Genomic DNA, 24,356 nt, shown 5'->3' with positions numbered 1-24,356 from the left:
CAGCACCGCCCGACCGAAGACGTGAGGGCATGTCATGACCCTGAACGAAGAGCTGACCGCAGCGCAGCGCTGCGTCGACGATCTCGTACGCACCGTGGGCCGCCTGGAGCGGAGCATGGGCACCGGCGCGCTGGAGCTGCGCCGCGTCCGGACCGACGCCGACCACCTGCGCGAATCCCTCGCCCTGCTGCGCGAGGTCTCCGCCCAGGGTCCGGAGGAAGCGGGACCGGCCCCGGTCCTCATCCCCGACCAGCCGTACGACCACACCCTGTGGCGGGACGCCGACGACGAGGGACTCGGCGCCGGCGGCCGGCGCGCCCCCTAGCCGGGCAGCCGGACAGCCGGAACGTCCCTGCCGCACCGCGCGCCCGGGCCTCGTCAGGCCCGGTCCGCCGCAGCACCCCCGTCCATCCCCGACCCCACTCCCCCGTCCTGCCGGAGACAACCTTGGCCACCGGAACAACCGAACGCCCACCCAGCCCCGACCAGCCCGGCGGTGTCCGCGCCCCGGGCCGCGCCGCCATCGCGGCGGGCCATCTGCGCACCGACCGCTGGTGGGTACAGCCCGCCGCCGTCGTCGCCGGGCTGATGACGTTCATCGTCTACTCGACATGGCGCGCCTTCGTCAACGACGACTACTACGCGGCGCCCTACGTCTCACCGTTCTACTCGCCCTGTCTGGGCTCCGACTGCGTGGACATGAAGAACGGCCCGAACGTCGCGCTCTTCGGCGACTGGTGGTTCATGTCCCCGGCGGTGATCATCCTGATCTTCCCGCTGGGCTTCCGCTTCACCTGCTACTACTACCGCAAGTCGTACTACCGCAGCTTCTGGGCGTCGCCGCCCGCCTGCGCGGTGGCCGAGCCGCACAAGACGTACACCGGCGAGACCCGCTTCCCGCTGATCGTGCAGAACGTGCACCGCTACTTCTTCTACGCCGCCTTCGTGGTCGCCGGGATCCTCACGTACGACGCGATCCTCGCCTTCCGCAACAGCGAGTACGAGTGGGGTCACGCGGGCCTTGGCACCCTCGTGCTCTGGACCAACGTCGTGCTCATCTGGCTCTACACCCTCTCCTGCCACTCCTGCCGGCACCTCATCGGCGGCAGGCTCCGGCACTTCTCCAAGCACCCGCTGCGCTACCGCGCCTGGGGCTGGGTGGGCAAGCTCACCCAGCGCCACGCGCAGCTTGCGTGGGCGTCCCTGATCAGCGTGGGGCTCGCCGACCTGTACGTATACCTGGTGGCTTCGGGCGCGTTCGACGACCCGGTGCTGTTCTGAGCGCAGTGAGCCGACCGATGGGAAAGGCGAAGCACAGAAAATGACGCAAGTCGAACGGCAGCAGTGGGACGTCGTCGTGGTCGGTGCCGGGGGCGCCGGGCTGCGGGCGGCTATCGAGGCCCGTGAGCAGGGCCTGCGCACGGCCGTGATCTGCAAGTCGCTCTTCGGCAAGGCCCACACCGTGATGGCCGAGGGCGGCATCGCCGCGAGCATGGGCAACGTCAACGAGAGCGACAACTGGCAGGTGCACTTCCGCGACACGATGCGCGGCGGCAAGTTCCTCAACAGTTGGCGGATGGCGGAGCTGCACGCCAAGGAGGCACCGGACCGCGTCTGGGAGCTGGAGACCTGGGGTGCGCTCTTCGACCGCACCAAGGACGGCAAGATCTCCCAGCGCAACTTCGGCGGCCACGAGTACCCGCGCCTCGCCCACGTCGGCGACCGTACGGGGCTCGAACTGATCCGTACGCTGCAGCAGAAGGTCGTCTCCCTCCAGCAGGAGGACTTCAAGAGCGGCGGCGACTACGAGTCCCGGATCAAGGTCTTCCAGGAGTGCACGGTCACGCGCATCCTCAAGGCGCCCGACGGCCGGGTCTCCGGCGTGTTCTGCTACGAGCGCGAGTCCGGCCGGTTCTTCGTGATCGAGGCACCCTCGGTGGTGCTGGCGACCGGCGGCATCGGCAAGTCGTTCAAGGTGACCTCCAACTCCTGGGAGTACACCGGCGACGGGCACGCGCTCGCGCTGCTCGCCGGGGGGTCGCTCATCAACATGGAGTTCGTCCAGTTCCACCCCACCGGGATGGTCTGGCCGCCCTCGGTCAAGGGCATCCTCGTCACCGAGTCGGTCCGCGGCGACGGCGGTGTCCTGCGCAACAGCGAGGGCAAACGTTTCATGTTCAACTACATCCCGGACGTCTTCAAGGAGAAGTACGCGCAGAGCGAGGAGGAGGGCGACCGCTGGTACGAGGACCAGGAGAACAACCGGCGCCCGCCCGAGCTGCTGCCCCGTGACGAGGTGGCCCGCGCCATCAACGCCGAGGTCAAGGCCGGCCGCGGCACCCCGCACGGCGGCGTGTTCCTGGACGTCTCCTCCCGCCTGCCGGCGGAGGAGATCAAGCGCAAGCTGCCGTCCATGCACCACCAGTTCAAGGAGCTGGCGGACGTCGACATCACCGCCGAGCCGATGGAGGTCGGCCCGACCTGCCACTACGTGATGGGCGGCGTCGACGTCGACCCCGACACGACGGCGGCGCTGGGCGTACCGGGCCTCTTCGCGGCCGGCGAGGTCGCCGGCGGCATGCACGGCTCCAACCGCCTCGGCGGCAACTCCCTGTCGGACCTGCTGGTCTTCGGTCGCCGCGCGGGGCTGTACGCGGCCGAGTACGCGCGCGACGCGGCGAACTCCGACGCCGGGCTCCCGGAGGTCGACGAGGAGCAGGTCGCGGCGGCGTCGGCGGAGGCGCTGCGCCCGTTCAGCGCGGAGGCCGGTGCCGACGGCGCGGCCGACAAGGCCGCGGGCGGCGACGGAGACGGGGACGGCGGCGCCAGGCCGCCGGAGAACCCGTACACCCTCCACCAGGAACTCCAGCGGTCCATGAACGACCTGGTCGGCATCATCCGCCGGGAGCCGGAGATGAGCGAGGCCCTGACCCGCCTCGGCGACCTGAGGGCACGCGCCCGCCGCGCGGGCGTCGAGGGCCACCGGCAGTTCAACCCCGGCTGGCACCTCGCGCTGGACATGCGGAACATGCTGCTGGTCAGCGAGTGCGTCGCGCGCGCCGCCCGGGAGCGTACGGAGTCCCGCGGCGGCCACACCCGCGACGACCACCCCGCCATGGACCGCGACTGGCGCAAGCACAACCTGGTCTGCCGCCTCGCCGACCAGGCCGGCGGCGTACTGCCCGCGGCGGACGTCCCCGACCCCGAGCGCGGCCAGATCCGGCTGGAGAAGCGCGAGATGCCGCCGTTCCGGCCCGATCTGCTCGACCTCTTCGAGAAGGACGAGCTGGTGAAGTACCTGACGGACGAGGAGCTGACGGAGTGACCACGGCACCCACCACCGGCACGGACACCGTGTCTTCCGGGGGGCAGTCCCCCCAGACCCCCCAGTTCGCCCGCTTCAGGATCTGGCGCGGCGATGACGAGGGCGGTGGCCTGGAGGACTTCGACATCGAGGTGCACGAGGGCGAGGTCGTCCTCGACCTCATCCACCGGCTGCAGGCCACGCAGGCCCCCGACCTGGCCGTGCGCTGGAACTGCAAGGCGGGCAAGTGCGGCTCGTGCAGCGCGGAGATCAACGGCCGCCCCCGGCTGCTGTGCATGACGCGGATGTCGGTGTTCGAACCCGGCGAGACCATCACGGTCACCCCGCTGCGCGCCTTCCCCGTCGTCCGCGACCTGGTCACGGACGTGGGCTTCAACTACGAGAAGGCCCGCGAGGTCCCCGCGTTCGTGCCGCCGGAAAAGCTGGCGCCGGGTGAGTACCGGATGCAGCAGGAGGACGTGGACCGCTCGCAGGAGTTCCGCAAGTGCATCGAGTGCTTCCTGTGCCAGGACACGTGCCACGTGGTCCGCGACCACGACGAGAACAAGCCGGCCTTCGCGGGCCCGCGATTCCTCATGCGCGTCGCCGAGCTGGACATGCACCCGCTGGACGCGGCGGCGGACGAGGGTCTTGACCGCAAGACCACGGCGCAGGAGGAGCACGGCCTGGGCTACTGCAACATCACCAAGTGCTGCACCGAGGTCTGCCCGGAGCACATCAAGATCACCGACAATGCCCTGATCCCGCTCAAGGAGCGGGCGGTGGACCGCAAGTACGACCCGCTGGTGTGGCTGGGGAGCAAGATCTTCCGCCGCAAGGATTAACGCCGGTCAGGTATCACCGGTCGAACCAATGACACGGGCGGCAAGGTACTTGTTGCCCGTGTCCCGGTTCGCCATGCTCCACTGTCATGAGCAGATCCCCCAGCCGCCCGAAGTCAGCGGCGCGTACGTGGACTTGGCCGGCCGCCGCCGCGATGGCGGCCCTACTCGCCCTCGGCCTCGGCGGCGGTGCCCCCGCCGGGGCGGACCCCGACGACGACCGGCTCAAGCAGGCGCTGGACAACGTCCTCGCCGACGAGCGTCTCGAAGGCGCGCTCGCGTCCGTCGTGGTGGCCGACGCGGCGAGCGGCGAGACGCTGTACGAGCAGTCCGCCGCCACCCGGCTCACCCCCGCCTCCAACACCAAGCTGCCCACCTCGGCCGCGGCGATGGAGCTGCTGGGCCCCGACTACACCTGGTCCACGGACGCCCTCACGGCGGGCGGCGACCTGTACCTGCGCGGCAGCGGCGACCCGACGATGCTGGCCGCCGACTACGACGCGCTGGCCGCCGAGGTCGCGGCGGCGGGGGTGGACGAGGTCGGCCGGCTCGTCGCGGACGACACCCGCTTCGACTCCGTACGGCTCGGCAACGGCTGGTCCGCCGACTACGAGTCGGACTACTACGCGATGCAGATCTCCGCGCTCACCCTGGCCCCGGACACGGACTACGACTCCGGCACGGTGGTCGTGGAGGCGTACCCCGGCAAGAAGGCGGGCGACCCGCCGACGGTGGAGGTCACGCCGGCCAACGACTACGTGAAGATCGACAACCGCGGCCGTACGGTCGCGGCGGGCGAGAGCGACACGCTGGGCATCGCGCGCGAGCACGGCACCAACACCATCGTCGTCAGCGGGAACATCCCGGTGAAGGCGAACGCCACCAAGGAGTGGATCACGGTGTGGGAGCCGACGGGCTACGCGGCGGCGGTCTTCCGGGACGCGCTGGAGCGGCACGGGGTCCAGGTCTCCGGCCAGACGGTGCTCGGCCGGGCGGCACCGGCTGACGCCCGTACGGTCGCGAGCCACGCCTCGATGCCGCTGAAGGACCTGATGGTCCCGTTCATGAAGCTCTCCAACAACGGCCACGCGGAGATCCTGACGAAGACGATCGGCGTCGAGACGGCGGACGCCGGCACGTGGAGCGCGGGCCTGCGCGGCGTCTCGTCGTACCTGGACTCGGTGGGCGTCGACACCGCCACCCTGCGCCAGGTCGACGGCTCGGGGCTGTCCCGGGGCAACACGATCCCCAGCCGCGAGTTCGTCAAGCTGCTGACGGCGGTCCAGGACGAACCGTGGTTCGACACCTGGTACGAGTCGCTGCCGCTGGCGTGCGACCCGGACCGCTTCGTCGGCGGCACGCTGCGCACGCGCATGTGCGACACCCCGGCAGAGGGCAACGCCCGCGCGAAGACGGGCTCGCTGACGGGGGCGTCGGCGCTGTCGGGGTACGTGACGGACGCGGACGGCAGGGAGCTGGTGTTCAGCGTGGTGCTGAACAACTACCTGGCGGGTTCGGTCAAGGACATCGAGGACGCGGTGGTCACGACGCTGGCGGGCTACGGCGCGGGCTCGCCGGCGGCGGAGCCGCGGTCGCAGCCGGACCGCGGGGCGGAGCGCCCGGCGAACGTGGAGTGCGCATGGCTGAAGCCGAGGGGGTGCTGAGGCTCCGCTCACGGCGGGGGCGGTGCGGGGCCCTGCGGGGCGCGGCGGGCGGGGGCACGGATCACCCGCCCGCTTCCCGGCCGCCCTCCTCCCTCGCCCGCCGGTGGATGTGTGACTCTCCGCTTCGTCTTTCCGGGCCCCTTGATCAGCAGGACGAGGAAGACCACGATGCCTAACAGGCCGGCGTCCGCCCAGAGGGGGGACATACCGCTGTTCGGATCGCTGCCCTGCTGCACGGCAGAGAGGCAGAGTACGAGGCCGATTACGGCTTGCCAACGCTTCATACGACGGATGCTGCCACGCACTCCCGGGGACCCCTCCCCTGCCGGAGACAGGAGCGCCAGACCGCCCGCCGATGAGCCGCTCCGCGGCCCGCCGATCCGCCGAAGCAGACAAGGCCGCCTGACAATAGACCCCCGCCAGGGCCGCACCACGCACTGACACCGAGGAGACCGCCGCTCATGACCACCGCCCCGATCGACCCCACCGGGCCGATTATTCCCATGCCCGACAAGACTCCCGCGGCGCTCCGCATCGCCATCGCCCAACTCGATCCGTCCGCCGTCGCCGCGTTCGATCAGCAGTGGAACGAGGCGATTCGCCAGGCCCGCGACGAATACACGCTCACACCGCCCCGCGCGTTCGTCGAACACTGGTGGTCCTGAGTCGATGTCGCACGGTTCCCCGAACGGCTTGCCCGCTTCCGCGAATGCCAACGCATCGTCAGCGAGTCCGCTGATCGCGCAGAGCGCCGCGCCGCCGCCTCGGAACTCGCCGCGCTCCTCGCGGAGGCGGAGGCCGCCGCCGCGTGAGTGACTGGACCTGGGAGTACGAACCCGACGCCGAGAACGTCGTCGGCAGCCTGAGCGAGACGCAGGCGCGCGACGTCATCGGCCTGCCGGCAGGCGGGCAGTGGGTCGCCGTCCGCACCCTGCAGGGCGTGCTGTGGCCGCGGGGCAGGGCGCAATAGCCGAAGGGGCGGCGTCTCGTACGCCTCCGGGGGTCGTTCCGGGGTACGCGGCGAGCGGAGCCGGAGTTCCGGGAGGGGCGGGTCAGGGAGACCCCCCGCGCCGGACCCCCTGCGTGCGATCCGAACGACCTCTGCCGCGGACCCAGGCCCCCGTCAGCCGAGTGCTTCGATCGCCCGCAGGATCAACGCCCGCGCCTCCGCTCCGTACACCGCCAGTCGGCGCAACTCCTCGAACACCTTCACGTACAGGCCGACCTCCGATGGCTGTGTCACGTTCACCTCGGCGGAGACCAGCTCCACCGACACCAGCTTGTCGTCGTAGACATGAAAGGTCTCCCGCGGCCATGGGGCCCGGTCTTCCGTCGCTGCCGGGATGATGCCCAAGGACACCGCCGGAAGGGCACCGGCAGTCAGCAGATGGCCGAGCTGGGCAGCCATCGCGTCGGCGTCACCGACGCGATAGCGCAGAACGGCTTCCTCGATCAGCAGCACGAACCGATGCCCCGGTTCGTGGATAATGCGGGAGCGCTCGACCCTGGCACGCGCTGCCTCATCGGCATCATCAACGGGCAGGTTCTCGGTGTCGACGACAGCGCGCAACACAGCGGCTGCGTAGCCCTCGGTCTGCAGAAGCCCGGGCACCAGGGTGGTCGAGTACACCCGGAACAGCCCTGTGTCGCGGTAGAACTGCACGACGCTGTCCTGCAACTGCTTGAGTCCACCGCGGACTTGAAGACGCCACTCCCTGTACATCGACTCGGCGTTGACGGACTGGGTGATCAGATCCCGGGTTTCACCTTCGGCCTGGGCAGCGGCGCACCAAGCACGGATGTCCTTCGCCGAGGGTCCGGTGAGGGCGTTCTCAATGCGGGAGACCTTGGAGTAGTGCCAGCCGCACAGGCGGGCAATCTCGACGATGGTCAGCCCCGCCTCCTTGCGAAGGCCACGCAGCCGTCCGGCGACGGCTTCGCGCGCGGCCTGGGCTGAAGAGGATGGGGAAACGGACATGAGCCGGCTTGCCAGTGCCTTTCTGTCAGCGGATCTCGTACCGGTCGTGCGGGACGGCGCGCTCCCACACCGCCTCGAAGGCCGCAGCGCACAGCTTGGCCGTGGCCGGGGCGTCGGTGACTTCGTCAGCGATCCACGCGCCGTCGCCGGTGAAGTGGTTCCAGTGCACCCAGCGCTCGTCGAACAGCCAGAAGTCGTTCCCAGGCAGGGCCAGATCCGACGCCCGGCGCCGCGGCAACCAGCGCACCTGCTCACCGGCGGCGAGATTGACCGGCGTTCCCGCGTGCTCGTACCGGATGTACTCGCTGACCGGTTCAGAGACGATGCGGGCCCGACGGACGTTGACACCGCGGGCGACCACACGAGAGATCAGATCAACCCACGGGGACCAGTACGCCGAGGCGGGATCGGTGTCCCGCTGCCCGGTGCTTCGCCAGTGGGCAAAGCCCTCTGCCTCGTCGTCGACTCCGTAGGCATCGCGCATCTCCAGGTGCACTGCCGAGCTGGTGCAGCCGGCCATCAGCGACTCAAACGGCGGTGCGCTCGACTGCATCACACGCCTCCCGGATCATCGGCACCATCCTTGCGGGGATGCGGATCACGGCCTCTCCCTCCGGAATCCCCTGGGCGTGGCCGGGGACCTCAAACCCGGCGCATTCCGCTTCGAGTTCAGGGCCCGGTTTCCATCCCTGAAGTACGAGTTCCCCGTGCTCCGGGTCGACCCATACGGTTGGGCTGTTCTTGGTCCCGGTGTCCGGGTCGATCCCGAAGAACCTTAACGACATGTCGGTGCCTCCGTCTGCCTTGCCTTGCAGCCCTTTGCTTCACCGTCGCGCGAAGCGTGCGGTACGTCAAGGGTGCAATGTCGTGGATGACATGGGCACTAGAAGTCTTGAGCAAACTTCTGCACATTCATCGCGTGATCCAACGGCTCCTCCCTACCTTCCTGGGCATGGCCGTCCCTCTGGCCAGGCCAGGTAACGCCCCGGGCGGTCCGGGGCGAACCAGTGAGGAGGCACCACCGATGAACCTTCCGAGCGCAGTGACGATCGACCTCGGCACCACCGCGGTGGTCGGCGTTCTACCCGTACCGGAACTGGACCACCCAGACCTGCTGACGGTTGCCGCCGACCACCACCCCCAGGGCCTCTACGGCTCCCGTGGCGGACACCGGAACGCCTGCGCCGCCTGGGTCGTCTGCACCGGCTGGTCCGCCCGCATCGGCGGCTCCGGCCCCCGCCTCGACCTCCCGCACACCACCTGGCGCCTGCGGCCAGGCCACCGCGTCCAACTCGCCGAGCAGACGTACGGCCACGACACCCTGCACACCGGCACCTTCACCCTCAACGACACCGAACAGATGAAGCAGGCCCTCCAACTCATCCGCTGAGCATCCGACGGCCGGTTCTCGTTACCCCCGGCCACGCCCCTCACCGGGCGCCCGCCGGGTCAATCCTCCGGCAGGACGAGCATCGCCGCAGAGTTCCACAAGTACGTCCGACCGAGTTCCACGTGCCCCCTGAGTTCGGCGACCCGAAGCCCTTTCGCGACCTGCACGCTCACCGCCGGGCGTAGCGTGGACGTATACGTCCTCTGGCGGGGGTGCAGATGTCCAAACACCGTACGATTGGCGACCGCATTCGAACGCTGCGCGAGTTCCGCGGCGGCGTCTCGCAGGAGCAACTCGCTGAGCGCGCCGGCGTCCACGTCGACACCATCCGAAAGCTGGAGCAGGGTGTACGCGCTACGGCCCGCATTAACACACTTCGCAAGCTCGCGGCAGCGTTGGACGTCGAGCTGGAGCGGCTGCTAGGCCAGCCAACCGTGACACCTCAACAGACCGACGACGGCGGCCTGCTCGCCCTGCGCGACGCCATCCAGAACATCACCGCCCTACCCGGCGTGCCCGCCGAGCCAGACCTTGAGGAACCGCCTACCGTGGCCTCCTGGATCGCCAGCGTCCAGCACGCCACCAGTCTCTACTGGGAGGGCGGCTACAGCGAACTCTCCGTCGCCCTGCCGCTGCTCCTGCGGGACGGCCGCGCGGTCGTCCGTGAGGCAGGCAACGGCCCAGAAGCCTCCGGTGCCTGGCAGAAACTCGCGCTCGCCTACCAGCTCGCCGCCTGCCTGTGCACCCAGGCCGGGCACACCGCGTGGGCGGTCGACGCCGTACGTCAGCAGCTCGCCGCGGCGCAGCGGGCCTCTGACCCGCTGATGGAGGGCATGGGGGTCTCGACCTTGTCCTGGGTACTGCTGCGGCAAGGCTCATGGGAGACAGCCCAGCAGATCGCCGAGGCGAAAGCCGACGCCTTGGAGCCCAGCTTCCGGCATGGCACCCCCAAGGAGTTCGCCGTGTACGGCAACTTGCTCGTCGCGGCTGCCACCCCCGCGGCACGGCGCGACCGTCACGACGAGGCGAAGACGATGCTGGGCACCGCCGAGCGGGCCGCCAAGCACGTCGGCCACCCGGTACGCACCTACGGAACAGCCTTCTCGGTGGTCGATGTCCGAACCCAGATGACGAACATCGCGCTCGCCGGGGAGCCCGAGCCTGCGGAGGCCCTCGCGCAGGCGGCTCGCGTCGACCTGGGCGCGATCTCGCGGCCGGTGCATGCGGCGTCCCACCGCGTGGATGTGGCGCAGGCGCAGTACCTCACCGGGGATTCCGACGGCGCGCTCGACACGCTGCTGGAGGTTGAGGAGGACCAACCCGAGTGGATCAAGTACCAGACGCTCGCGGGCGAGACGGTGCGGGAGATGCTGGAGGCTGAGCGCCGCCGAAACACGCGGCTGCGTGGCCTTGCCGGGCGCCTGGGAGTTGACCCGACGTTATGAGGTAGGACGCCGCGTCATACCCGCGGCCGATCTTCGGCACAATGGGTCCTGCGCCTGGGGAACTTCGTCCCTGGGAATGCCTGCAGCGGCTCCCTACCTTCGTACGTGACGCTGCGGCGCCGAGCACCGCACTCCCACCAGAGCCCGGTCGGCGCCGCTCCCCTCACGAAGACGCAGGGAGCCGCCATGGTCCGCCGTACCGACGACGAGAGAGCCCGCCGGGATACGCTCGCCGACGCTGCGGCGGGCATACTCACCGTCCGCCCCGAGGCGCCGCCGACGCCCGAGCGTCCGCTGATGACGCTACGGGTGTCCCGCGACAGCGGGCGTACGTGGGGGTCCCGGATGCGGTACTACGCCCGCGACTGCGACCCTCCCCTGCTCAACAGCACGATGCCGCCGTGCGAGTGCCCGCGCTGCCACGGGGGCCGCCCGTGAGCGGCGGCAGGCGGCCCGTAGAGCCGCGTCGGCTCCCTTCGGTGCCCCATAAGTGGGAACGGGGACCCGAGCCGTTCAACCATCGCCCGGCGCTGGCGAGTCTCGGTGAGGCGCCGGACTGGGGCGGCCACCCACCCACCACGCGGAAGGGGCCCTTCTGATGCGTTACTGCACCCACTGCGGCCGACTCGGCACCGCCGAACGCCCCGTGGAGTCCGTGGGTGAGCCCGGTGAGTCCGGCGGCGGCTCCGTCGTCTACGCGCACCCCGCCTGCCGGCCGAAGCCCCGCCGCACGTCGCCGTCGCCCGCCGTGCCACCCAGCCGCAGCGGGCGACCGCGATGACCGGCCGCTACCGCACTCCGGCGGGCACCCCCAAGCGCGCCTGACCGGACAGCGGGCGCCCCCGGCCCGCGCGGGGCGGAGCCCGCCGCCCGGATGCGGGGTGGAGGAAAGGCGCATAACCTCCCGTACAGGGCGTGCCGACCTGCGGTGCGTACCGGTGCGGGAGGCGCGCGCATGCGGACACGGCGGCTGGCTGCCCGGCTCACCGCTGCCGGGGCCCTCGCGCTGCTTCCCGTCGCCGCGCCGGCGCTGCCGCCCGTACCCGCGCACGCGCACCCCCGCGAGGCCGGTCCCACCGCGCACGCGCCCCGCGCCCCCGCCGCGCACCCGCCTGGCGAGGGCTCCGGTCCCGCCCGGCGCGGCCTCGGCACCGTGGGCGCCGGGTCCGGGGCCGTCGGGCCCGCCCTGGGCCGCAGTGACCGGGCCAGGGCCGCGGCCGGCGGGACGGGCGGGTACGCCGCCGTACTCGACGGGCGGACCGCTGTCGCGGCCGGAGTCACCCCCGGGCCCGCCGGCCCGGGCGGTGTACCCGGCGGCGGCTCGGGCGGCTCCGGGGGGTCCGAGGGCTCCGGGGGGGTTGAGGGGTCCGGGGGGTTTGAGGGGTCCGAGGGGTCCGCTCAGGGCGACACCGGCGCCGCCGACTTCGTGGCGCCGGTCGCCGCTGCCCTCGCCGCCGCCGTCGTCGCCTACGCCTACTTCTCCCGGCGGCGCAGGCAGCCCCGGAAAACGCGCCTGTGGCCGCAGGGCACCGCAGCCGCCCCCTCTCCGGTGGCCGAACTCGACGCCCGGGCCACAGAACTCCTCGTCGAGACCGACGACGCCCTGCGCACCAGCCGGGAGGAGATCCGCTTCGCCGCCGCCCAGTCCGGCGACGAGAGCGCCCGGCCCTTCGCCGATGCCGTCGGCCAGGCGCAGGCCGAGCTGACCGCCGCCGTCCGGCTCCGGCAGGCCCTCGACGACGCGCAGCCCGAGGACGACGACGCCCGGCGCGCCATGCTGGAGGAGATCCTCATGCGCTGCACCGACGCCAACGCCCGGCTCGACGCCGAGTCCGACGCCTTCGACCGGCTGCGCGCGACGGTGTCCCGGGCCCCGCAGGTCCTCGCCGCCGCACAGGCTGCCGCGGAGCAACTGCCGGACCGTATCGGCGCCGCCGACGACACACTCACCGCGCTGGCCGGCGCCTACGCCCCCGCCGCCGTCGCCGCCGTCGCCGGCAACCCCGCCGCCGCCCGGGACCGCCTGGAGTTCGCCACCGACAACCTCACCCGCGCCCGTACCGCCCTCGACGCCGGTGACCCGGCCGCCGCCGCCGTCCACGTACGGGCCGCGGAGAGCGCCGTCGACCAGGCCGGCACCCTCGTCGCCGCCGTCGAACGCCGCGAGCAGGAGCTGCGCGAGGCCGCGGCCCGGCTCCCCGACGCGCTGCGCGACCTCCGCGCGGACCTCGCCGAGGCGCGGGGCGTGGTGCGGGGCACGGCCTCGGAGGAGTCGAGCGCCGATCTGCAGGGGCGGATCGCGGGGGCGCAGACCGTGCTGGCGGACGTGGAGCGGGGGGCGGGGCAGGAGCCGGGGCAGGCGGCCGAGGGGCGGTACGACCCGCTGGCCGCGCTGCGCCGCGTTCAGGAGGCGGACGCGGCGCTCGCCGGGGCCCGGGAGCAGGAGGAGGCCGCGCGGCGGCTGCTGGACCGGGCGCTGGTCGGCGCGCACAGCTCGGTGGCCGCCGCCCGCGACTTCGTCACCACCCACCGCGGCGGCATCGGCCCCGCGGCCCGTACCCGGCTGGGCGAGGGCGAGCGGCACCTGACGCAGGCCGAGGCGCACGCCGGCACCGACCCGGCCGGCGCCCTCCGGCACGCCCAGCGCGCGGACGAACTCGGCCGCGTGGCGCGCCGGCTGGCGGAGCAGGACGTCCAGGGCTTCGACGGCTCGTACGGCGGCGGGCCCTTCGGCGGCCCGTACAGCGGTGGCTACCTCGGCGGACGAGGCGCGCGCGGCGGACGCGGCGGCATGGGCACGGGGATGCTCGGCGGCATCATCCTCGGCGGCATGCTCGGCGGGTTCGGCGAGGGCCGGGGCGGGGGCTTCGGCGGCGGCTTCGGCCGCGGGCCCGGCAGCTTCGGAGGCGCGGGCACGCGGCGGCGGATGGGCGGTTCAGGCCGCTTCTAGCGCTTCCGGGAGTACGGGGCAAGCGCCGGCCTGGCGGATGAGGGGGACGGGTAGGTGTGGGGTAGGTGGCTTCCGGGAGTACGGGGTACGCCCCGGCCCCCGGCGCGTACCCCAGCCGGGACCGGGCGGCAGTCTGACCGCGGCAGGACGGCCGAGCGGCGTCTGACCCGAGCAGGGCAGCCGGGCCGCGGCGCCGGGCGCCGGATCAACCGGGCGCCGAATCAACCCCGGGCCGCCGCGCAGCGGCCCCCGCGCCGGGCTCAGAACGCCGACAGCAGCGCTTCCTCGTCCAGCTCCGCCTGCGGTCCGCTGCCCGGCAGGGCCAGTTCGTACCAGACCGTCTTGCCGCGGTGGGTGCGTCTGCTGCCCCAGTTCTGGCTGAGCATGCTGACCAGTTGCAGCCCGCGCCCGCCCTCGTCGGTGTCCCGGGCGCGGCGGCGGCGCGGCTGGACCAGGTTGCTGTCCCACACCTCGCACACCAGCGTGCGGTCCAGCAGCAGGCGCAGCCGTATCTCCGGCTCGCCGCCGCCGCTCCGGCCGCCTTCGCCGTGCCGCAGGGCGTTCGTCACCAGCTCGCTGACCAGCAGCTCGGTGGTGTCGATAAGCGGCTCCAGATGCCAGGCGGCGAGCTGCGTACGGGCGTGTTCGCGGGCGAGCGCGACGGAGCGGGGCTCCGCGGGCAGCAGCCAGTCGCCGACGGTGTCGGCGGGCAGGCCGCGGATACGGGCCGTCAACAGGGCGATGTCGTCCTCTCCGTGCCGGGTGTAGAGGGTGTCGAGTACGTGGTCGCAGACGTCCTCCAGCAACTGGGCGGGGTGGGAGAGCGCCTTGCGGAACTCCTCCAGGCCCTCGTCCAGGCCGTGGTCGCGGGACTCCACGAGGCCGTCGGTGTAGAGCGCGAGGAGGGCGCCGTCGGGCAGCTCGACCTCGACCTCCTCGAACGGCTCGCCGCCGACGCCGAGCGGCATCCCCGCGGGCACCTCCAGCAGCAGCGGCGGCTCGCCGGGCTCGACGACGGCCGGCGGCAGGTGGCCGGCGTTGGCGAAGGTGCAGCGCCGGGTGACGGCGTCGTAGACGACGTAGGCGCAGGTGGCGAGGTAGACCTCGTCGGAGACGCCGCCGAGGCCGCCGGCGATCTCGTCGAGCGCGGTGAGCACTTCGGCGGGCTCCAGGTCGAGCATGGCCAGGGTGCGTACGGCGGTGCGCAGTTCGCCCATGGCGACGGCGGCACGCAGGCCGCGGCCCATGACGTCGCCGACGACGAGCGCGGTGCGGTGGCCGGGCAGCTCGATGACGTCGAACCAGTCGCCGCCGACCTCGGTGGCGGAGGTGCCGGGCAGGTAGCGGCAGGCGATGTCGAGGCCCGCGGCCTCGGGGTCGCCGGGCGGGAGCAGGCTGCGCTGGAGGATGAGGGCGCGGGAGTGCTCGCGCCGGTAGAGGCGGGCGTTGTCGATGCACACGGCGGCGCGGGCGGCGAGCTGGGCGGCGAGGGCGGCGTCGCGTTCGCCGAAGTCCTCGCTGCCGCGGGCGCGGGCGAACTGCACGAGCCCGACGACGGTGTCCCCGGCGACCAGGGGCACGGCGAGCGTCGTCTGCACCAGGCCGCTGTCGCCGCCGGGCACCCAGCGCACCTGGGCGGTGCGCAGGGCGGCGGCGTACGGGGAGTGGAAGTCGAAGTGGTGGGTGGAGCCGACGGCGGTGAGGGGGGCGTCGGAGACGGCGCTGGCGAAGGCGACGCGGCGCAGCTCGGCGCTGCCGTCGGCGAGACCGGGGCGGCCCTCGTCGCCGTCGAGGAGGCTCTGGTAGACGTCCACGCAGGCCATGTCGCAGAACTGCGGGACGGTGACGCCGAGCAGCTCGCGGGCGGTGGTCTCCAGGTCGAGCGAGTGGCCGATACGCGCGCCGGCCTCGTTGAGCAGCGCGAGGTTGCGGCGGGTGCTGGCGGCCTCGCTCTCGGCGCGGCGGCGGCGGGTGACGTCGGAGACGATGGCGGCGACGCCCATGGGCCGGCCCGTGCCGCTGTGCACCCGGTAGAGCGATATGGACCACCGCAGGCCGCCCGGCTGCCCCTCGCGCCCGGCCGGGGCGGCGGAGCCGGTCTGCGGCTCCTCGGGGACGGGCCCGAGGATCTGCATGTCGGTGACGGGCTCGCCGGTGTCGAGGACCTGTTTGAGCGCGGCGGTGACGCGCTCGGCCTCGGCGCGCGGGAGGTAGTCGCGGGGGGTGCGTCCCGCGTGCGCGGCGACGCTGCCGCCCAGGGCGGCGGCGACGCGTTCGTTGACGCGGACGAGGCGCAGGTCGGTGCCGAAGAGCAGGAATCCCATCGGGGCTTGGCCGAAAACGGCCTGGGACGCGGCGAGATCGGTCTCGATCCGGCGCAGCGCGTACGCGTCGACGGTCAGGCACAGCGCGCCGCGGGAGCCGCCGACGCCCGTGGTGGGCATGACGTACAGCTCGGCGATGCCGTCCACGGCGGGGTGCACGCCGCCGGCGGCGTCCGTCTCGGCCGGTCTGCGGTACGGCAGCAGGCCGGTCCACTCCCGTCCGTCGAGGATCTCCGCGACCTTCTCCCCCACATCCGCCCGCAGTTCCTCCGGGACCAGCGCCTCCACGGCATCGCGGCCCAGCACCTCGGCGGCGGAGATGCCGAGGAGTTCCTCCGCGCGGGCACTCCACTGCTCGATGTGCCCCTCCGCGTCCAGGGCGAAGGAGGCCACCTTGATGTGGTCGTAGATGGAGCCCGGCGGATTGCTCTGCCAGAACGGTGCTCCCACGCGACCGCCCCCTTTGCTGATCCTGCACCGGGTACGCACCGCAGAGTATGCGGGAAGATCCGTATCCGGAACATGGTCGTCGGGTCACGGGTTCGGAACGCCCCACCGCTTCCGGCCCCGGTGACCGCTGCGTCTGCGAAGTGGTGCCCGCCCGGCACCCGGCGCTACGCCCCCGCGCGCCCCCTTCCGTACGCCGAAGAAGCCTCCTTCGTACGTTCTAACCAGCCGACCCCAGCTCGAACCACACCGTCTTGCCCATTCCGCCGCACCTGGTTCCCCAGCGCAGCGCGACGCTGGCGACGAGCTGCAGGCCGCGGCCCCCTTCCTCGTCCGGCGCGGCGGCACGCAGCAGCGGCGGCACCGGCAGCGTGTCGGAGACCTCGACGCGGACGCCGCCGCCGGCGTCGGGGCCGCCGACGGGGCGCAGGCGCAGGCCGACGGGTCCCGAGGCGTAGCGCAGGGAGTTGGTGACCAGCTCGCTGACGAGCAGGACGGCGAGGTCGGTCACGGGGTCGAGGTGCCAGGTGCGCAGGGTTTCGCGGACGACGACGCGGGCGGTGCGCACGCAGCCGGGGTCGGCGGGGAAGCTCCACTCGGCGGGTCCGGGAGGACCCGGGAAGCCGGCGGGGCCCGCGGCGTCACGGAAGCCGGGAAACCCGGGGAGGGCGGCGGAGCCGGGGAGATGCGTGAGCGGTGTCACGGCGGCGTGGCGGAGGAACGGGGGCTTGCTCACGCCTACCACATCCCAGCGGAGTCCTGTCGGCTTTGCCCGACTTGAGGGGAGTGATAGCCATATACCCGCTTTGGAGGGAAATTATCACCTAGGTGCGTCCGCGGACCAAGGACTACGCGGAGCCGGCGTCTCCGACAGCCGAGCGCTCCACCCGGTATACCTGCCGTTGCTCCGCGGGCCCGAAACGGGAGACCGCGCGCTCCGCCTCGTCGCGCGTGGCGTAGCGGCCGACGCGGTAGCAGTTGCCGTTGCCGTCCTCGCGGACCACAACCCACGGGCGTGCGGCGCTGCTGTCACCCGCACTCATAGAGCCCACCCCAGGAATGTCTGCCAAGGGCACCCGGGACGGCTATGGCCCCCGGCGCCCTGTTTGCCTGCCGAATATGCCAGAGCTTACGCCCGGCATTCACTCCCCGCATACGCCTTTACACGAGAAGTGCCAGCCTCGGCCGAAAGTTCGAATCGGGGGGCGGCCGGGGCCCCGGCTACCTGACGGGCAGGTGGTAGCTGACGCGGTAGCGCTCGGCCGGAGCGATGACGTCCGCCGTCTCGACCGCCCGCCCCGAGGCGTAGAACGTCCGCTGGATGCACAGCACCGGCTGCCCCGGCACGGTGCCCAGCGCCTGCGCCTCTTCGGCCAGCCCGGGGCGGGTGCCGACGTCCTCCACGACGTTGTCCACGACGACGTCGATCGCCGCCATCCGCTCCACCACGCCGCGGCCGGCGAGCGGCCCCTCCTCGGGCAGCATCACGGGCGTACGGCCGGTCAGCGCCAGCGGCTCCCAGGAGGTGGACAGCAGCACGGGCTCGCCGGCCGAGCGGAAGACGTAGCGCGTCCGCATCACCGGCTCGCCGGCGGCCAGGTGCAGCCGGGCGGCGACGGCCGCGTCGGCGTGCTCCTGCGCGCTGCACGAGTCCCAGGAGCCGGCGACCGACTCGTCGGCCTGCTCCTGGCGGAAGGGGGTGAGGTCGCCGAGGCCCCGGTAGCCGGTACGGACCAGCCGGTGCGGCTCGGGCCGCGAGCGTACGTACGTACCGGACCCGGACCGGCCCTCGACCAGGCCCTCGGCCATCAGCACCTTGCGCGCCTCCAGCGCGACGGTGTCGGAGACCCGGTACAACTGGCGGATCCGTGCCTGGGAGGGCAGCCGTGCGTGCGGCGGCAGTTCACCGTCGACGATCTTCCGGCGAAGGTCCGCGGCCACCCGCAGGTAGGCGGGCTGCTCACCTAGAGGCACCGTTTCTTCACACCCCCGTCACCACCGTCGCCGTCCCGGCCCGCGCCGGCTCCGGCCTGCGCCGTTTCGCGCTGAACACCCGCGAAAGCTTGGCAACGTGCGAGCGGGCCCCGCAACCTCGGGGGAGAGGATGACCGAACGCGTTCGCCGATCGGTGTGCGCCGGGGTGCCGAGGCGTACGCCCGCGTACACCTCGGCACCCTCACAAGCCGGTCACAAGCCGAGCACCACGCGGGCCATGAGGAAGTAGATCACCAGCCCGGTGGCGTCGACCAGCGTGGTCACCAGCGGGGCCGAGATCACCGCCGGGTCGATCCCCAGCTTCCTGGCCAGCAGCGGCATCACCGAGCCGACCGACGCCGCCCAGGAGCAGATCAGCACCAGCGACAGCGATACGGTCAGCGCGATCCCGCCGTCCGTCATGATCGTGGCCAGCACGCTGCCCACGGCGCCGAGCCCCACGCCCAGCAGGAACCCCACCCGGCACTCGCGCCACGCCACCCGGGCCACGTCGCCGGGGCGCAGCTCGCCGACCGCGATGGCCCGCACCGCGCCCGTCGCGGCCTGGGCGCCGACGTTCCCGCCGGTGCCGATGAGCAGCGGGATGAACACCGCCAGCGCGGTCACCTCCGCCAGTTCCCCCTCGAACGCCTGCAGCACGCCGGCGGTGAGGGTGGCGGCGACGATCAGCAGGAAGAGCCAGATGATGCGCGCGCGGGCCAGCCGGAAGACCCCGACGGACAGATAGTGCCCCTCGACGGGCTCGGCGCCGGACTGCCGGGCCACGTCCTCGGTGTCCGCCTCCTCGATCAGCTCGATGGCGTCGTCCACGGTGAGGATGCCGACGACCCGGTCCTCGCTGTCCACGACGGGCAGGCCCAGGAGGTTGGCCTCCTGCATCAGACGCGCGGCGGTCTCGGCGTTGCCGGTGGCGTAGACCCGCGGGAACTCGGTGTCCACCAGCTCGATGAGCGGGCGCTCCGGTGGGGCGAGCACCACCTCCCGCAGGGAGACCACGCCGACCAGATGCCGGCGGTCGTCCACGACGGGCAGCGTGTAGACGGTCTCGGCGTCCGGGCCCTGGCGGCGCACCCGCTCCAGCGCCTCGGCGACGGTGGACTGCTCCTTCAGCCGCACCAGCTCCGGCGACATGTGCCGGCCGACGGCGTCCTGTTCGTAGCCGAGCAGCGGGGCGGTCAGGGCGCGCTCGCGGGGGCTGAGGCCGGCCAGGACGCGCTGGGTGAAGTTGGCGGGCGCCTCGCCGAGGAGGCGGGCACGGTCGTCGGGGTCCATCTCCTCGACGACGTGCCGGAAGGTCTGGTCGCGCAGCGCTTCGAGGATCTTCTGCTGGTCGCCGGGGTCCAGTTCCTCGAAGACCTCGACCGCGCGGTCCTTCTCCAGCAGCCGGAAGCAGAAGACGGCCGTGACCTCGTCGGCGCGGGCGAGTTCGTCGGCGACGACGTGCGGGGGGTGGTCGGCGAGCCACTGCTGCAGGCCGGCGACGTCGTTGCCGTCGAGGAGGTCGCCGAGGTCGGTGTCCGCGGTCATGCCCGTACCTCCCTCCTCCGCTCCGGCCGCTGTCCGGCTTCACCCTAGAACGTGCCGATTACCGCGCTGAGCAGGGACGTGCCGCCGGGTGCGGCGTACGGTACGGACCCTTGACCCGGAGGTCATCGCCCGGAAGGCCGCGTACACCGACGACCGCAACCTGGGCGGCGCGATGGTCTGGTCCCTGGACGGCGACGACGACGGCGAGCTGTACCGGGCCCTGGACCGCGGTCTGGACTGACCGACCCCGGCGGGGCGGTGCCGGGTCCGGGCCCGGCACCGCCTTGTCGCCGCCCCGCCCGCGGGGCGGCTGCCGGGGCGGGGGGCGTGACACCCCGTCGTGTGACGATGGCGGGATGATGGCGGCATGACTGACAGCGCTCACGCCGACGCGGCGTCCCTGGCTCCCCTTCCCGACGACTGGCAGCGGGCTCTCGCGATCGTCGCGCACCCCGACGACCTCGAATACGGCACCGCCGCCGCGGTGTCGAAGTGGACCGACGCCGGCAAGCAGGTGTCGTACGTGCTCGCCACCCGCGGCGAGGCCGGCATCGACGGGATGGAGCCCGGGGAGTGCGCCCGGGTACGGGAGGAGGAGCAGCGGGCCAGCTCCGCCGTCGTGGGCGTGACCGCGCTGGAGTTCCTCGACCACCGCGACGGGGTGCTTGAGGAGGGCCTGCCGCTGCGCCGTGACCTCGCCGCCGCCATCCGCCGGCACCGCCCCGAGCTGATCGTCACCCTCAACCACCACGACACCTGGATGCCCGGCCCCGGCGCCCCCCGCAACACCCCCGACCACCGCGCCGTCGGCCGCACCGTGCTGGACGCCGTCGGCGACGCCGGCAACCGCTGGATCTTCCCCGAGCTGCTGGAGCAGGGTCTTGAGCCCTGGGGCGGCGTCCGCTGGACGGCCGTCGCCGGCTCCCCGTACCCCACGCACGCCGAGGACGTCACCGACACCGCCATGGGCCGCGCGGTGGCGTCGCTGGCCGAGCACCGCGCGTACATCACCGGGCTGGGCGAGGAGAACCCCCGCGAATACGCCCGGAACCTCATCGAGCGGATGCTCGCCGACGCCGGCAAGCTCCGCGGAGCCGACCTCGCCGTGGGCTTCGAGCTGGTGCCGCACCGCTTCGACGACTGAGCTTGACCTTGACGTAACGTCAACTTCTACGGTGAAGGCACACCGACCGGCCGACCGGCCGACCGGCCGACCGCGGATCGAGGAGGGAGCACCGCCATGGAGTGGTCCATCCAGGAGATCGCGCGCACCGCGGGCACCACGAGCCGCACCCTGCGCCACTACGGCGAGCTGGGGCTGCTCCGCCCCAGCCGCGTCGCGGCCAACGGCTACCGCTACTACGACGAGCACGCCCTCCTGCGGCTGCAGCGCATCCTGCTGCTCCGCGGACTCGGCCTCGGCCTGCCGGCCATCGCCGACGTGCTCGACGGCAGCGGCGGCCCCGCGGACGCCGTGGCCGCGCTCCGGACGCACCTGGAGCTGCTGGAGCAGGAACGGCGGCGCCTCGGGCGGCAGATCGCGTCGGTGGAGACGACACTGCGGAAGCTGAAAGAAGGTGAGCCGCTCATGGCGGCAGAAGTGTTCGACGGGTTCGACCACACCCGGTACGAGGAGGAGGTCACGCGGCGCTGGGGCAGGGACGCGTACCAGCGGGGCGATAGCTGGTGGGGCTCGCTGAGCGAGGAGCAGCGGCAGGACTTCCAGCGCCGCCAGCGCGGCATCACCCGCGACTACGCCGCCGCGCGGGCCGCGGGCGAGGCGCCGGACGGCGACGCGGCGCAGGAGATCACGCGGCGGCAGTACGAGTGGATCAGCGCGGGGTGGCAGGGGCAGGGGCCGGCCGCGGAGGCGTTCACGGGGCTGGGGCAGATGTACGTGGACGACCCGCGGTTCACCGCGAATTACGACGCGCACGGGGAGGGGACGGCGGCCTTCGTACGGGACGCGATGCGGGTGTACGCGGAGCGCAACCTGGCGTAGGGCGTAGGGGCAACGCCCGTACGCGGTACGGGCGTTGCCGCAGGCCCGAAAGCCGTGGCTCCGTACCCGCGCCGAAGGCCGGCCCGTCCCCCGTGGACGGGCCGGCCTTCCCGGCGCCCCTTCACGCCGCCAGCGCGACCGTCTCGACCGCCGGCGTCCGCAGCGCCCGCCGCGCGGTGCCCAGCGCGGTGCCGAGCGTCGCCGCCGCGGCCACCCCCACGACCGCCAGCCAGATCCCGTACCCCGCACCGGGCAGCACGTCGTCCGTGCGGGCCACCGTGAAGGGCACGATCCCGGCCACCGCCGCCAGCGTCCCGAAGAACACCCCGGTCACCGTCAGCAGCAGCCCCTCCAGGCCGACCCCCGCCAGCACCTGGCCGGGCGTCGCGCCCGCCAGCCGCTGCTGGCCGAACTCGCGGCTGCGATACGAGGTCGCCGCGTACAGCGTGTTGATCAGCATCACGCAGGCGAAGACCGCGATGATCCCGACGACCACGAAGTTCAGCGTCTCCACGTTCTTGTCGTCCACCGACTGCGTCAGCCCGGCGGCCTCGATGTGGTCGTTCTCGACGGACTGCATGTACACCGTCGCGACCGAGATGCCCACGAACAGGACCATCGGCATCAGCACCCCGGACAACTGCGCGGCCCGCTGCCGCAGTCCGTGGACCGTCAGGTAGCCGCTGCCCCCGCCGAGCGCCGTCAGCAGCCCGCCGGTGAGCCGCAGCAGCCCGCCCAGCAGCGTCGGCGAGAAGGCTGCGAAGCCGACGGACAGCAGGATCGCCCCGTACGCCGGCGGCGCCATGGCCTCCGGGCCCGCGTCGCCCATGGCGAACCCGGTCAGGCACAGCGCCGCGCCCAGGCCGAGCGCGGCGCAGCCGCCCCAGGTGCGCAGCCGGCGGCGCGGGGCGCGCTGCTCGCGCGCCGTGTTGGCCCGGCGCACCGCGAGGAACGCGGCGCCGACCGACGCCGCCAGCGTGATGTCGATGCCGGACATCAGCGCGATGGTGCCGAAGGCGTGGTCGACGTCGTCCGCGACCTGCCCGCTGTCCTGGAACATGTCGAGCAGGATCCGGCCGCCGATCATGCCGGGCACGATCGCCAGCAGCGAGCCGACGAGGGCGACGACCGCCGCCTCGCCCACGATCATCCTGGTGATCTGCGCGGGGGTCGCGCCGGTGGAGCGCAGCAGGTCGATCTCGGTGGTGCGCTGCCGTACGGCGACCGTGAGGGTGGAGGCGACTGCGAAGAACACCAGCAGCGAGCCGTAGCCGCCGACGACCATCGCGGCCGTGGACAGGGACTCCGAGCTGACGTCGTCGACGCCCTTCGCGCCGGCGGTGTCGAGGAGCGAGTTGAACATCATGATGACCGTCGCGCCGAGGAAGGCGGACAGGAGCGTCGCGCCGAAGCGGCCGGGCCGCTGCCGGATCGAGCGCATGGCGAGGGAGAACACCGGTCACACCCCCATGGGCGCGGAGTCGCGCGGGTCGTAGTGCGCGGAGCCCGGGGCCGACGGCCCCTGGCCCTCGTACAGGTCGCCGAGGTGGGTCATCCGCTCCGCGACGGCGTCGGCGGTCGGGGCGTTCATCTGGCCCACCAGCCGGCCGTCGGCGAGGAAGAGGACCGAGTCGGCGTACGAGGCGGCCACCGGGTCGTGCGTCACCATCACCACGGTGCGGCGGTCGACGCGCACGGTCTCCTGCAGCAGGCCCAGCACGTCGCGGGCGCTGCGGGTGTCGAGGGCGCCGGTCGGCTCGTCGGCGAAGACGACGCTCGGCGCGGCGACGAGCGCGCGGGCGATGGCGACGCGCTGCCGCTGGCCGCCGGAGAGCTGGTCGGGCCGGTGCCGCATCCGGTCGGCGAGGCCGACGCGGGCGAGCACCTCGCGGACCCGGGCGCGGTCGACGCGGCGGCCGGCGAGCTTCAGCGGCAGCACGGTGTTCTGCGCGACGTTCAGCGTGGGCAGCAGGTTGTACTGCTGGAAGACGAACCCGATCCGCTCCCGGCGGAACTTCGTCAGCTCCGTCTCGCTGCCCGCGGTCATCTCTGCGCCGTCGACCATCACCACGCCGCTGTCGGGCCGGTCCAGGCCCGCGGCGCACTGCAGCAACGTCGACTTCCCGGATCCGGAGGGGCCCATCACGGCGGTGAAGGACCCGGCCGGCAGGCTCAGCGACACCCCGTCGAGCGCGGTGACGGCGGCCTCCTCGGCGCCCCCGGAGCCGTAGACCTTGGTCACCTTCACCAGCCGCAGCGCCTCGTGCGGCGCGCCGGCGGCGACGGGACCGGCGCTCCCGCGGCGCTCGTTGCGTCCGAACATCGTCTTCACCCCTCGTTATCCCGGCGCTCTCTGCGCCTGACTTCGAAGCTACGGACGGTGACGGCCGCGGGCACTGGGCGCACGACCCCAATGGGGGGTGGTGTTACGTACACCACGCCGGGCCGGGTTGACCTGAAGTGCGGTTGAGGTCGGAGGCTGGCGGTG

24 protein-coding genes are annotated in these 24,356 nt (G+C 72.7%); 14 read left to right on the top strand and 10 right to left on the bottom strand.

What is annotated here, in order from left to right; all coding sequences use genetic code 11:
• Positions 1–34 precede the first annotated feature (34 nt).
• The 7 genes from B124_RS23495 to B124_RS23465 all read left to right on the top strand — a co-directional run bounded on the left by B124_RS23495 (position 35) and on the right by B124_RS23465 (position 6,780).
• The gene (locus tag B124_RS23495; protein ID WP_496504912.1) at positions 35–325 is read left to right on the top strand and encodes an Rv0250c family protein; all 291 of its coding nucleotides are present in this window, start codon (positions 35–37) and stop codon (positions 323–325) included.
• 122 nt (positions 326–447) lie between these two features.
• A complete protein-coding gene (gene sdhC, locus B124_RS23490; protein WP_496504911.1) occupies positions 448–1,281 on the top strand; it encodes a succinate dehydrogenase subunit SdhC in 834 nt (277 codons plus the stop codon).
• Between the two features lie 40 nt (positions 1,282–1,321).
• Positions 1,322–3,325, top strand: a complete 2,004-nt coding sequence (locus tag B124_RS23485; RefSeq protein ID WP_496504910.1) for a fumarate reductase/succinate dehydrogenase flavoprotein subunit — start codon at positions 1,322–1,324, stop codon at positions 3,323–3,325.
• A 29-nt stretch (positions 3,326–3,354) separates the two neighbouring features.
• Positions 3,355–4,149, top strand: a complete 795-nt coding sequence (locus tag B124_RS23480) for a succinate dehydrogenase/fumarate reductase iron-sulfur subunit (protein WP_496504923.1) — start codon at positions 3,355–3,357, stop codon at positions 4,147–4,149.
• A gap of 86 nt (positions 4,150–4,235) precedes the next feature.
• Positions 4,236–5,810 carry a D-alanyl-D-alanine carboxypeptidase/D-alanyl-D-alanine endopeptidase gene (gene dacB / locus B124_RS23475; protein WP_496504909.1) on the top strand — a complete coding sequence of 525 codons (1,575 nt, stop codon included), beginning with the start codon at positions 4,236–4,238 and terminating at the stop codon, positions 5,808–5,810.
• A gap of 461 nt (positions 5,811–6,271) precedes the next feature.
• Positions 6,272–6,475, top strand: a complete 204-nt coding sequence (locus tag B124_RS23470) for a DUF6247 family protein (RefSeq protein ID WP_496504908.1) — start codon at positions 6,272–6,274, stop codon at positions 6,473–6,475.
• A gap of 143 nt (positions 6,476–6,618) precedes the next feature.
• Entirely contained in the window at positions 6,619–6,780 is a 162-nt protein-coding gene (locus B124_RS23465) for a hypothetical protein (RefSeq protein ID WP_496504907.1), read from the top strand.
• 153 nt (positions 6,781–6,933) lie between these two features.
• On the opposite strand, the gene B124_RS23460 is transcribed toward B124_RS23465, so the two are convergent.
• From B124_RS23460 to B124_RS23450, 3 genes are read right to left on the bottom strand one after another with little or no spacing between them, the layout of a single operon-like run.
• A complete protein-coding gene (locus B124_RS23460; protein ID WP_496504906.1) occupies positions 6,934–7,788 on the bottom strand; it encodes a helix-turn-helix domain-containing protein in 855 nt (284 codons plus the stop codon).
• A gap of 25 nt (positions 7,789–7,813) precedes the next feature.
• Positions 7,814–8,341 (bottom strand): DUF6879 family protein, encoded by a 528-nt coding sequence (locus B124_RS23455; protein ID WP_496504905.1) that lies wholly within the window; start codon positions 8,339–8,341, stop codon positions 7,814–7,816.
• A complete protein-coding gene (locus B124_RS23450; protein ID WP_496504904.1) occupies positions 8,316–8,573 on the bottom strand; it encodes a hypothetical protein in 258 nt (85 codons plus the stop codon). Before B124_RS23450 ends, B124_RS23455 begins: the two co-directional genes overlap by 26 nt.
• A gap of 239 nt (positions 8,574–8,812) precedes the next feature.
• Between B124_RS23450 and B124_RS23445 the strand changes: the two genes are divergently transcribed.
• The 4 genes from B124_RS23445 to B124_RS23430 all read left to right on the top strand — a co-directional run bounded on the left by B124_RS23445 (position 8,813) and on the right by B124_RS23430 (position 13,573).
• Positions 8,813–9,178, top strand: a complete 366-nt coding sequence (locus B124_RS23445; RefSeq protein WP_496504903.1) for a hypothetical protein — start codon at positions 8,813–8,815, stop codon at positions 9,176–9,178.
• A gap of 218 nt (positions 9,179–9,396) precedes the next feature.
• Positions 9,397–10,623: a helix-turn-helix domain-containing protein gene (locus B124_RS23440; RefSeq protein WP_496504922.1), complete on the top strand. Its 1,227-nt coding sequence runs from the start codon at positions 9,397–9,399 to the stop codon at positions 10,621–10,623.
• Between the two features lie 186 nt (positions 10,624–10,809).
• Positions 10,810–11,061: a hypothetical protein gene (locus tag B124_RS23435; protein ID WP_496504902.1), complete on the top strand. Its 252-nt coding sequence runs from the start codon at positions 10,810–10,812 to the stop codon at positions 11,059–11,061.
• A 517-nt stretch (positions 11,062–11,578) separates the two neighbouring features.
• Positions 11,579–13,573, top strand: coding sequence for a TPM domain-containing protein (locus tag B124_RS23430; protein WP_496504901.1), 1,995 nt, complete (start codon positions 11,579–11,581; stop codon positions 13,571–13,573).
• A gap of 260 nt (positions 13,574–13,833) precedes the next feature.
• Here the strand turns inward: B124_RS23430 and B124_RS23425 are convergent, their stop codons facing one another.
• The 5 genes from B124_RS23425 to mgtE form a co-directional block, all read right to left on the bottom strand.
• Complete coding sequence (locus B124_RS23425) at positions 13,834–16,347, bottom strand: SpoIIE family protein phosphatase (protein WP_496504900.1); 2,514 nt, start codon at positions 16,345–16,347, stop codon at positions 13,834–13,836.
• A 217-nt stretch (positions 16,348–16,564) separates the two neighbouring features.
• Positions 16,565–17,080, bottom strand: coding sequence for an ATP-binding protein (locus tag B124_RS23420; protein WP_496504899.1), 516 nt, complete (start codon positions 17,078–17,080; stop codon positions 16,565–16,567).
• Between the two features lie 112 nt (positions 17,081–17,192).
• Complete coding sequence (locus B124_RS23415) at positions 17,193–17,387, bottom strand: hypothetical protein (protein ID WP_496504898.1); 195 nt, start codon at positions 17,385–17,387, stop codon at positions 17,193–17,195.
• A gap of 178 nt (positions 17,388–17,565) precedes the next feature.
• The gene (locus tag B124_RS23410) at positions 17,566–18,318 is read right to left on the bottom strand and encodes a GntR family transcriptional regulator (protein WP_496504897.1); all 753 of its coding nucleotides are present in this window, start codon (positions 18,316–18,318) and stop codon (positions 17,566–17,568) included.
• Positions 18,319–18,531: 213 nt separating this feature from the next.
• On the bottom strand, positions 18,532–19,866 hold the full coding sequence (gene mgtE / locus B124_RS23405; RefSeq protein WP_496504896.1) for a magnesium transporter: 1,335 nt from the start codon (positions 19,864–19,866) through the stop codon (positions 18,532–18,534).
• Positions 19,867–19,954: 88 nt separating this feature from the next.
• Between mgtE and B124_RS23400 the strand changes: the two genes are divergently transcribed.
• The 3 genes from B124_RS23400 (at position 19,955) to B124_RS23390 (ending at position 21,868) form a co-directional block, all read left to right on the top strand.
• Positions 19,955–20,107, top strand: coding sequence for a hypothetical protein (locus tag B124_RS23400; RefSeq protein ID WP_496504924.1), 153 nt, complete (start codon positions 19,955–19,957; stop codon positions 20,105–20,107).
• Positions 20,108–20,233: 126 nt separating this feature from the next.
• A complete protein-coding gene (locus tag B124_RS23395; protein ID WP_496504895.1) occupies positions 20,234–21,010 on the top strand; it encodes a PIG-L deacetylase family protein in 777 nt (258 codons plus the stop codon).
• Positions 21,011–21,106: 96 nt separating this feature from the next.
• Entirely contained in the window at positions 21,107–21,868 is a 762-nt protein-coding gene (locus B124_RS23390) for a MerR family transcriptional regulator (protein ID WP_496504894.1), read from the top strand.
• 121 nt (positions 21,869–21,989) lie between these two features.
• Here B124_RS23390 and B124_RS23385 read toward each other — a convergent pair whose 3' ends face one another.
• Positions 21,990–23,324 (bottom strand): FtsX-like permease family protein, encoded by a 1,335-nt coding sequence (locus B124_RS23385; protein ID WP_496504893.1) that lies wholly within the window; start codon positions 23,322–23,324, stop codon positions 21,990–21,992.
• Positions 23,325–23,327: 3 nt separating this feature from the next.
• Complete coding sequence (locus B124_RS23380; protein ID WP_496504892.1) at positions 23,328–24,191, bottom strand: ABC transporter ATP-binding protein; 864 nt, start codon at positions 24,189–24,191, stop codon at positions 23,328–23,330.
• Between the last annotated feature and the right edge of the window lie 165 nt (positions 24,192–24,356).

The sequence above is a fragment of the Streptomyces sp. CNP082 genome, from assembly GCF_059570535.1.
The sequence above is the reverse complement of the archived record's forward strand: the minus strand, read 5'-3'. Positions and strand labels throughout refer to the sequence as shown.